Origin of the sequence: Actinoplanes sp. NPDC026623 (assembly GCF_040638275.1) — a bacterium.
In the GTDB taxonomy this organism is placed as follows: domain Bacteria; phylum Actinomycetota; class Actinomycetes; order Mycobacteriales; family Micromonosporaceae; genus Actinoplanes.
Map to the genome: position 1 here is coordinate 1 of NZ_JBEZXZ010000278.1, position 9125 is coordinate 9125.

The 9125-nt window shown below is 74.7% G+C and carries 9 protein-coding genes and 1 pseudogene; 2 read left to right on the plus strand and 8 right to left on the minus strand.

All coding sequences use genetic code 11. The features are described 5' to 3' along the window. The 5 genes from AB0F10_RS41820 to trpC all read right to left on the minus strand — a co-directional run. A partial coding sequence (locus AB0F10_RS41820; protein ID WP_360639036.1) for an NAD(P)/FAD-dependent oxidoreductase occupies positions 1-987 on the minus strand: 987 nt, incomplete at its 3' end. A gap of 26 nt (positions 988-1013) precedes the next feature. Next, a complete protein-coding gene (gene lgt / locus AB0F10_RS41825; RefSeq protein ID WP_360639039.1) occupies positions 1014-2096 on the minus strand; it encodes a prolipoprotein diacylglyceryl transferase in 1083 nt (360 codons plus the stop codon). 34 nt (positions 2097-2130) lie between these two features. Beyond that, entirely contained in the window at positions 2131-2937 is an 807-nt protein-coding gene (gene trpA, locus AB0F10_RS41830; RefSeq protein WP_360639042.1) for a tryptophan synthase subunit alpha, read from the minus strand. Then, positions 2934-4190 (minus strand): tryptophan synthase subunit beta, encoded by a 1257-nt coding sequence (gene trpB, locus AB0F10_RS41835; RefSeq protein WP_360639045.1) that lies wholly within the window; start codon positions 4188-4190, stop codon positions 2934-2936. The genes trpA and trpB overlap by 4 nt, the downstream gene beginning before the upstream one ends. Then, positions 4187-4990, minus strand: a complete 804-nt coding sequence (trpC, locus tag AB0F10_RS41840; protein ID WP_360639060.1) for an indole-3-glycerol phosphate synthase TrpC — start codon at positions 4988-4990, stop codon at positions 4187-4189. The genes trpB and trpC overlap by 4 nt, the downstream gene beginning before the upstream one ends. A gap of 381 nt (positions 4991-5371) precedes the next feature. Between trpC and AB0F10_RS41845 the strand changes: the two genes are divergently transcribed. Continuing rightward, complete coding sequence (locus tag AB0F10_RS41845; protein ID WP_360639048.1) at positions 5372-5659, plus strand: hypothetical protein; 288 nt, start codon at positions 5372-5374, stop codon at positions 5657-5659. Here AB0F10_RS41845 and AB0F10_RS41850 read toward each other — a convergent pair. From AB0F10_RS41850 to hisI, 3 genes are read right to left on the minus strand one after another with little or no spacing between them, the layout of a single operon-like run. After that, positions 5593-6195, minus strand: coding sequence for a Trp biosynthesis-associated membrane protein (locus AB0F10_RS41850; RefSeq protein WP_360639051.1), 603 nt, complete (start codon positions 6193-6195; stop codon positions 5593-5595). The genes AB0F10_RS41845 and AB0F10_RS41850 overlap by 67 nt on opposite strands. Next, a complete protein-coding gene (locus AB0F10_RS41855; protein ID WP_360639054.1) occupies positions 6195-7739 on the minus strand; it encodes an anthranilate synthase component I in 1545 nt (514 codons plus the stop codon). Before AB0F10_RS41855 ends, AB0F10_RS41850 begins: the two co-directional genes overlap by 1 nt. Continuing rightward, complete coding sequence (gene hisI / locus AB0F10_RS41860; RefSeq protein ID WP_360639057.1) at positions 7736-8122, minus strand: phosphoribosyl-AMP cyclohydrolase; 387 nt, start codon at positions 8120-8122, stop codon at positions 7736-7738. The genes AB0F10_RS41855 and hisI overlap by 4 nt, the downstream gene beginning before the upstream one ends. A 207-nt stretch (positions 8123-8329) precedes the next feature. Here hisI and AB0F10_RS41865 point away from each other — a divergent pair. Continuing rightward, positions 8330-9125: pseudogene (locus AB0F10_RS41865) on the plus strand (hypothetical protein); the annotation flags it as partial.

Here is a 9125-nt window from a genome sequence, read left to right on the forward strand (position 1 = left end):
CTGGGCACCGGGCGCGCAGTCGGCGACCAGCGACCGCAGCGTCGCCGCGTCCTCGAACGCCAGGCAGGCGCCCTGCCCCAGGTGGTGCGGCATCGCGTGCGCGGCGTCGCCGAGCAGCACCACGCCGCCCGAGCCCGCCCGGAAGCCGTAGGCGCGCGGCAGCGGCCGCAGCTCCCTGACCTCCTGCGGCACCAGATCCTCGGGCCGGGTCGCGGCCAGCAGCGCGCCGACCGGGGCGTGCCAGCTCGCGAACCAGCGCCGCAGCAGGGCGAGCTGGGTGGCCGCGGACTCCGGCCGGGGCGCGCCCGCGGCGGTGGCGACCCAGTAGACGCCGCCGCGGCCGGCCGCGTGCTCGCCGAGCGGCATCGAGACGAAGCGGTAGCCGGCGCCCAGCGTCTCGCCGCCGGCCAGCTGGTCCGCGGGCAGGTCCGGCACCCGGAAGCCGGGGATGACCGCCTGCCACGCGGCGAAGCCGGACCCGACCGCGGCGGCCTCCGGCGCCAGCGCGCGGCGGACCGCGCTGTCGATGCCGTCGGCGGCGACCAGCAGGTCGGCCTCGAACAGGTTGTCGCCGGCCGCGGCGCAGGGCCGCTGGGCGCGGCCGGTGCGCACCGCGGTGATCTCCACGCCGGTACGGATGTCGACCCGCTCGCCGAGCCCGGCGACCAGGGCGTCGTAGAGGTCCTCCAGGTGCACGACCGCCGGGGCGGGGCCGGCACCCGGCCGGGCGCGGGGCGCGGCCAGCCACTGGCCGTCGGGCCGGCGCACGCCGCCGTCGGGCAGCGGCGACGCGATCGCCGACCAGCCGCCGTCCGGGTCGAGGGCCTCCAGGGCACGCCGCCCGTTCGGCCACAGCACGAGCGCGGTCGGGGACGCGGCCACCCGCTCGCCCCGCTCGAGCAGGGTCACCTGCCAGCCCTCGCGGGCCAGGGCACCGGCGGCGGCCAGCCCGGCCATGCCGGCACCGACCACCACGGCCGTACGCACGCCGCCGCCTCTCGCCTGGCCGGCGGTCAGTGCTCGTCGGTGGAGGCGGACGCGGACGATCTGTCGTCGCCGTCGTCCGCCGGGGTGTCCGCGGCCTCGGCCCCGGGCGTCTCGGGCGGCAGTACGCCGGTGCTCTCGTACGCCAGGAAGCGTTCCTCGCTGACCACCTGGTACGCCTTCGGCGCCTTGACCTGCACCGGGCCGCCCTCCGCGTCGACCTGCGAGCCGTCGGCCTCGGCGGCCGGCTCCGGCGCCGTCTCGGGCGCGTCGATCGGCACCACGTACTCGCGGGGGCCCTTGACCAGCAGGAAGTAGATCAGCGCGCCGAGGAAGACCACCACGGAGGTGAAGACGTTCAGCCGTACGCCGAAGAAGTGGTTGGCCTCGTCGACGCGCAGCACCTCGATCCAGGCCCGGCCGACGGTGTAGGCCATCACGTAGACCGCGAACGCCCGGCCCTTGCCGAACTTGTACCTGCGGTCGAGCCAGAAGACCAGGCCGGCGACGCCGAGGTCCCACAGGGCCTCGTAGAGGAACGTCGGGTGGTACAGGTCCGGCAGGGTCACCGCCTTGCCGTCGATGACCGTGGCGTGCCCCGGGTTCGAGCGGTCCATGTCGTGCACCTGCAGGCCCCACGGCAGGGTCGTGACGCTGCCGTACAGCTCGTTGTTGAACCAGTTGCCGAGCCGGCCGATCGCCTGGGCCAGCGGCAGCGCCGGCGCCAGCGCGTCGGCGAAGACGCTCAGCGGCAGGCCCAGCTGGCGGGCCGCGATCCAGGCGCCCAGCGCGCCGCCGGCGACCGCGCCCCAGATGCCCAGGCCGCCCTCCCAGATCTGGAAGACCCGGATCGGGTCACCGCCGGAGCCGAAGTACTCCCCCGGCGAGGTGATGACGTGGTAGATCCGCGCGCCGACGATGCCGAACGGCACCGCCCACACGGCCATGTCCAGCGAGGCCCACGGGGCCACGCCGCGGCGGCGCAGTCGGTGCTCCATGACGAGGACGGCGACGACGATGCCCAGGACGATGCAGAGCGCGTAGGCCCGCAGCGGCAGTCCGATGACATGCCAGACCGAGGTCGTTGGGCTGGGAATGGCGGCTAGGTTCACGCGGGCACCCTACCGCCGATCCCTGGATCGGCAATCACAAGGGTTTACTGGCCCGAACGCCTTCCGCCAGCTCCGCGCTCAGCGCGCGCAGCCGGTCCAGTCCGGTGCCCCGGTCGGGGGCCTCCAGCACGCAGCGGATCAACGCGCTGCCGACGATCACGCCGTCGGCGAACGCGGCGACCTCGGCCGCCTGCGCGCCCGTGCCGACGCCCAGGCCGACGCCGACCGGCATGCCCGGGTCCACCGCGCGGACCCGCGCGACCAGCTCGGGAGCCTGCGACGACACCTGGGTGCGGGCGCCGGTGACGCCCATCAGCGCGGTCGCGTAGACGAAGCCGCGGCATTGACCGACCGTCATGGCCAGCCGGGCGTCCGTCGACGACGGCGAGACCAGGAAGGTGCGGTCGATCGAGTACCGGTCCGCGGCGGCGATCCACTCCGCGGCCTCGTCCGGGATCAGGTCGGGGGTGATCATGCCGGTCGCGCCGGCCGCGGCGAGGTCGCGGGCGAACGCGTCCACGCCGTACTTCTCCACCGGGTTCCAGTAGGTCATCAGCACGACCGTGGCGCCGGCGTCAGCGACCGCCTCGATGATGCGCAGCGTGTCCCGGGTGCGCACGCCGGCGGCCAGGGCGATGTCGCTCGCCCGCTGGATCACCGGCCCGTCCATCACCGGGTCCGAGTACGGCAGCTCGACCTCGATGACGTCGCAGCCGGCCCGTGCCATGGCCACCATCGAGGCGATGCTGTCGTCCACGGTCGGGAAGCCGGCCGGCATGCAGCCGACGAGGACCGCGCGGCCCTCGGCCTTCGCCTTGCCGAAGGTCTCGGCGATGCTCACGCGTTCTCCCCGGGGACGAGCGTCTCGACCTGGTCGAGGATGCCGAAATAGGCGCCGGCGGTGTGCACGTCCTTGTCACCGCGGCCGGACAGGTTGATCACGATCGTCGGGGTGCGGCCGAGCTCGGCGGTCAGCTGCGGCACGATCCGCGCGGCGCCGGCCAGGGCGTGCGCGCTCTCGATCGCCGGGATGATGCCCTCGGTGCGGCAGAGCAGCTGGAACGCCGCCATCGCCTCGTCGTCGGTGACCGGCTCGTAGCGGGCCCGGCCGGTGTCGTGCAGCCAGGCGTGCTCCGGGCCGACGCCCGGGTAGTCGAGCCCGGCCGAGATCGAGTGCGACTCGATGGTCTGGCCGTCGTCGTCCTGCAGCACGTACGTGCGGGCGCCGTGCAGCACGCCCGCGGTGCCGCCGGTGATCGACGCGGCGTGCCGGCCCGTCTCGAGGCCGTCACCGCCCGCCTCGAAGCCGTAGAGGCGCACGTCGGGGTCCGGGACGAAGGCGTGGAAGATGCCGATCGCGTTCGAGCCGCCGCCGATGCAGGCGGCGACCGCGTCCGGCAGCCGGCCGATCCTGTCGAGGCACTGCGCGCGGGCCTCGACGCCGATGCCGCCGACGAAGTCGCGGACGATCTCCGGGAACGGGTGCGGCCCGGCCGCCGTGCCCAGCAGGTAGTGCGTCGTGTCGACGCTGGAGACCCAGTCGCGCAGGGCCTCGTTGAGCGCGTCCTTGAGCGTGCGCGAGCCGTTCGACACCGGCACGACGGTGGCGCCGAGCATGCGCATCCGGGCCACGTTCAGCGCCTGCCGCTCGGTGTCCATCTCGCCCATGTAGACCACGCACTCGAGGTCGAGCAGGGCGGCCGCGGTGGCGCTGGCGACGCCGTGCTGGCCCGCGCCCGTCTCGGCGATCACCCGCGGCTTGCCCATCCGCTTGGCGAGCAGGGCCTGGCCCAGCACGTTGCGCACCTTGTGCGCGCCGGTGTGGTTCAGGTCCTCGCGCTTGAGCAGCACCTCGGCGCCGAGCGCCGCGGAGAGCCGCTCGGCGGAGTACAGCAGCGACGGCGTGCCCGCGTAGTCGCGCAGCAGCCCGCCGAACCGCTCCTGGAACTCGGGATCGACCTTCGCCGCCCGGTACGCCGCCTCCAGCTCGTCGAGGGCCCGGACGAGCGCCTCCGGAACGAAGCGCCCGCCGTATCGCCCGAAGTGACCGGCGAGGTCCGGCAGCACCGGCGTGCCGGCGCCCAGGTCACTCATCGCACCGGCCGCGGTGTCGCCGGGTGGTTGCCCGCGTTGACCAGCTCGGCGACGGCGTCGCGCGGGCTCTTCTTCGTGACCAGACCCTCGCCGACCAGCACGGCGTCCGCGCCGGCCGAGGCGTAGCGGATCAGGTCGTGCGGGCCGCGCACGCCGGACTCGGCGATCTTGACGACGTTGTTCGGCAGGCCGGGCGCGATCCGCTCGAACACGGACCGGTCCACCTCGAGGGTGCGCAGGTCGCGGGCGTTGACGCCGATGACCTGGGCTCCGGCGTCGAGAGCCCGGTCGGCCTCCTCCTCGTTGTGCACCTCGACGAGCGCCGTCATGCCCAGCGACTCGATGCGCTCGAGCAGGCCGACGAGCACGTTCTGCTCCAGCGCCGCCACGATGAGCAGGACGAGGTCGGCGCCGTGTGCCCGGGCCTCGTGCACCTGATAGCTGGAGACGACGAAGTCCTTGCGCAGCACCGGCACGGAGACCGCGGCGCGCACCGCGGCCAGGTCGTCGAGCGAACCGCCGAACCAGCGCCCCTCGGTGAGGACGCTGATGCAGCGGGCGCCGCCCGCCGCGTACTCCCCGGCCAGCTCGGCCGGGTCCGGGATGTCCGCCAGCGCGCCCTTGGACGGCGACGACCGCTTGACCTCCGCGATCACCGCCACGCCGGGCTTACGCAGCGCCGCGTACGCGTCGATCGCCGGCGGGGCCGCCGCGGCGAGGTCACGCACCTGCTCCAGCGAAATCAGCTTCTGCCGGGCCGCGACGTCCTCGCGCACTCCGGCGAGGATCTCCTCGAGCACGTTCTGCGGTTCTGCGCCACGCTCCGCGGGTCCGCCACTGCCCGCTTCCGCCTGATCGGATGTCACCTAATGACTCCCCTCTCCGGGTGTCCTCGGCCCGATGCTAGGTGGCCGCCGACACGTCCAGCCCTCCGGGGTATGGCCCGCCTCACGAGGTGGGTTGCGGCATAATGCGCTGCCGGGTGGCGGATGTCAGTTCACTCACATCCTCCTCCTGCGCATCTTCCGGCTAGCTGGGACCCCCTGGATGATCGGCTGACCGCCCTCAGCGTTGACGGTGGTGTCACCGGTCGGAAATACGACACGGGCATCCTGTGACTCGGGCAGACTGGTCGGCGGTGGGGAACGCCGGCCCCGGAACGAGTCTTTGTGGAGTGGACCATGACTGCTGAAGAGGTTGGTTTCGCCGCCATCTCCCGCGTGGTCGTCGCGGCGGCCGCGGACCTCGTCGCCGACGTCGAGCGCCGCGTGGTCGGTGACGCGAACGTGCGCACGGCACAGGGCAACGCCTGGGCAGCCATGTGCGCCGACCGCGCCCGCGCGGAGGCCCGCGCCAAGGTCGAGGCGCAGGTCGCGATGATCGCCGCCCGACCGGCCCGCGGTCAGCGTTCCGTCGGGTCGTCGCCGCGGTCCAGCGCGTCCCAGACCGCCCTCGTGTCCACCCGCTGATCGGCGTCCGACCGCCGGCCGTCGTCAGCGCGCCCGTCGTCAGCGCGCCCGTCGTCAGCGCGCCCGTCGTCAGCGCGCACCGGCGCGGCGCGGCGTTCGTAGCGGGCGCCCATCGCCGGCCACTCGTGGCCGTATCGGGCCGCTGACAGCCCACCGAGCATGATCAGCAGGCCGCCGGCGACGCAGGCCACCGGCCAGATCGTGGCGCCCGCGCCCGCCGAGCCGGTGTCCAGCCCCGCCCGGCCGGCGATCGCGGCCGCCGCGACGCCGAGGCCGGTGAGGGCGAGCAGCCCGCCGAGCACCCGCCGCGGCGTTCCCCGGACGGCCAGCAGCGCGCCGGCGCCCGCGAGCGCGACCAGCGCCAGGCCGATCACCCACGGCGCGACGTCCGCGCCCGTGCGGGCCGCCCGCAGCGCCGACAGGCCGGGCCGGGCGGTCACGATCTCCGACCACGTGCGGGTGACGCCGTAGATCGCCAGGCCAGCGCCTGCCACGCAGAGCAGGACCGCGACCGTCAGGCGGCGCCCGGCGCTCATCAGCGGGCCGCGCGCAGCGTCTCGGCGGCGGCGATCGCGGCCAGCACCGCGGCGGCCTTGTTGCGGCTCTCCTGCTCCTCGGCGGCCGGGTCGGAGTCGGCCACGATGCCGGCGCCGGCGCCCACGTAGGCCGTGCCGCCGCGCAGCAGCGCCGTGCGGATCGCGATCGCCATGTCCATGTCGCCCGCGAAGCCGAAGTAGCCGACCGTGCCGCCGTACAGGCCGCGGCGGGTCGGCTCGAGACCCTCGATGATCTCCATGGCCCGGACCTTGGGCGCGCCCGACAGCGTCCCGGCCGGGAACGTCGCGGCCAGCGCGTCGAAGGCGCTGCGGTCGTCGCGCAGCTCGCCGACCACGGTCGAGACGATGTGCATGACGTGGCTGTAGCGCTCGATGCGGGCGAAGTCCGGCACCTCGACCGTGCCGGCCCGGCAGACCCGGCCCAGGTCGTTGCGGCCCAGGTCGACGAGCATGACGTGCTCGGAGCGTTCCTTCGGGTCGGCGAGCAGCTCGGCCGCGAGCGCGTTGTCCTGCTCGGGCGTGGCGCCGCGCCACCGGGTGCCGGCGATCGGGTGCAGCAGGGCCCGGCGCACCCCGCCCTCCTCGGCGCTGACCTTGAGGTGGGCCTCCGGCGACGAGCCGACGATGTCGAAGTCGTCGAAGCGCAGCAGGTACATGTAGGGGCTCGGGTTGGTGGCCCGCAGCACCCGGTAGACGTCGAGCGGATCCGCGTCGGTGGCCCGCTCGAAGCGCTGGGCGACGACGATCTGGAAGCACTCGCCGGCCCGGATCGCCTCCTTGGCGGCCTCGACGGCCTTCTGATAGTCACCCGGCGCGGTGCGGCTGACCACCTCGCCGGGCGACACCCGCTCGACCGTGGCGATCATCGGCGGGGTGGGCCGCGACAGCGCGGTCGTCATCGCGTCGAGCCGCCCGACCGCCTGGTGGTAGGCAGCGCGGGCCGCCGCCGGGTCCGCGCCGGCGGGCAGGATCGCGTTGGCGACCAGGATCGCCGAGCCGTCGTAGTGGTCGAGCACCACCAGGTCGGTGGCGAGCATCATGCCCAGCTCGGGCAGGGGCACGTCGTCCGCGGCGATCGCGGGCAGCCGCTCGAAGCGGCGGATCAGGTCGTAGCTGAGGTAGCCGACCATGCCGCCGGTCAGCGGCGGCAGGTCGTCGAGGTTGCCGGGCTCCTCGGCGGCGGCCAGGGCCGCGACGGTCTCCCGCAGGGCGACCACCGGATCGCCCGACACCGGTACGCCGTCGGGCGGGCTGCCGAGCCAGGCGGCCTGGCCGTCGCGCTCGACAAGCGTCGCGGCGCTGCGGACGCCGATGAACGAGTAGCGCGACCAGGCGGCGGTGCCGGCGCCCTGCTCGGCGGACTCGAGCAGGAAGGTGCCCGGCCCGCCGGCGAGCTTGCGGTAGACGCCGACCGGGGTCTCGCCGTCGGCCAGCAGCCGCCGGGTGACGGGAACCACCCGGCGCCGGGCGGCCTGGGCGACGAAACCGTCCTCATCGGGCGAAACCGCTCCGGTGGTGGTCACGAGCGCCCCTCCTGGTTCGTGGGCAGAGCTTCGGAGAAGCAGGTGTGTGTTCCGGTGTGGCAGGCCGCGCCGACCTGCTCGACCGTGACCAGCAGCGCGTCGCCGTCGCAGTCGAGCGCGACCGATCTCACGTACTGGTGGTGACCCGAGGTGGCGCCCTTGACCCAGTATTCCCGGCGGCTGCGGGACCAGTAGGTGGCCCGGCCCGTGGACAGCGTGCGGTGCAGCGCCTCGTCGTCCATCCATGCCATCATCAGCACGTCGCGGGTGCCGTACTCCTGGACGATCGCGGCCACCAGGCCGTCGGGGGTGCGGCGCAGACGGGCGGCGATGGCCGGGTCCAGCGCGGATACGGGTCCGTTCTCAAGGTCAGATGCGGGCACAGTGTCAGATTGTCCCGCATCGTCTGCGACCGTCCACCCGGGCGTGCCGGAACCCACGATCCGGTCACTGACCCGGACTGGGGGTGTGACCGGACGGCCGATGACGGTACCGTCGTCGTGCGCCGCATGCCCGGGTGCTGCGCCCGCCGTCCGCCCGGTCTCCCCCGGCGTGGATCGTGCCGTCACTGGAACGGGAGTCTTGAACCGATGGAGCCGACGTCCGAGCCCGACCACAACCGCCAGGCGCGTGGCCTCGCCCGCTTCTGGCCGGTGCACGGGGCGGCCGCGCCGGCCCAGCGGCAGTCCGATGAGGATCCGGACGTGTCTCCCGGGTCCGGTGGCGCCGCCACGGCGCCCACGTCCGACCAGCAAGCCGGCGCCGCCGGCCCGACCGGGGAGCACCCGCAGGTGAGCGATCAGCAGTCCCAGCCGCAGGATGATCAGCAGGGGTCCGAGGAGCCGGCCCAGAATCCGTTCGCGCCGCCGCGGCCACACCCGGCGCTGACCAGCGACACTCAGATGGTCGCCCTCGGCTCCCGCCGCCCGGCCGACGCGCTGCTCGGGGGCTCCAACGGCTCCCGGTGGGGCAACCAGGTCGGCTTCCCGCCGGTCGAGACCAACGGCCACCGCAACGGCGACGCCGGGCCCCGGCACGGCGGCGCCCCGATCGCCAACGGCCAGGCGCCGGCCGGGCCCCGGACCGGGTCCGTGCCGGGTTCACGCTCCCCGTTCGCACCGGGCGGCGACGACGCCCCCGGCTCCCGCTCCCCGTTCGCACCCGGCGACGACGCCCCCGGCTCCCGATCGCCGTTCGCACCCGGCGACGACGCCCCCGGCCCCCGGTCACCGTTCGCACCCGGCGACGACGCCGCGCTCGGCTCCCGGTCGCCGTTCGCACCCGGCGAGGACAGCAGCGCGCCCGACGCGCCGTTCGCCTCGTCGCCGTTCGCCCCGCAGGCGTCCGGCTCCGCGCCGGTGAGCAGGCCGGACGCCGGTGCGCCGG

Coding starts and splice junctions, on each gene's coding strand:
- trpB (WP_360639045.1), bottom strand. CDS start 4,190: ATGAGTGACCTGGGCGCCGGCACGCCGGTGCTGCCGGACCTCGCCGGT.
- AB0F10_RS41845 (WP_360639048.1), top strand. CDS start 5,372: ATGACTGCTGAAGAGGTTGGTTTCGCCGCCATCTCCCGCGTGGTCGTC.
- AB0F10_RS41850 (WP_360639051.1), bottom strand. CDS start 6,195: ATGAGCGCCGGGCGCCGCCTGACGGTCGCGGTCCTGCTCTGCGTGGCA.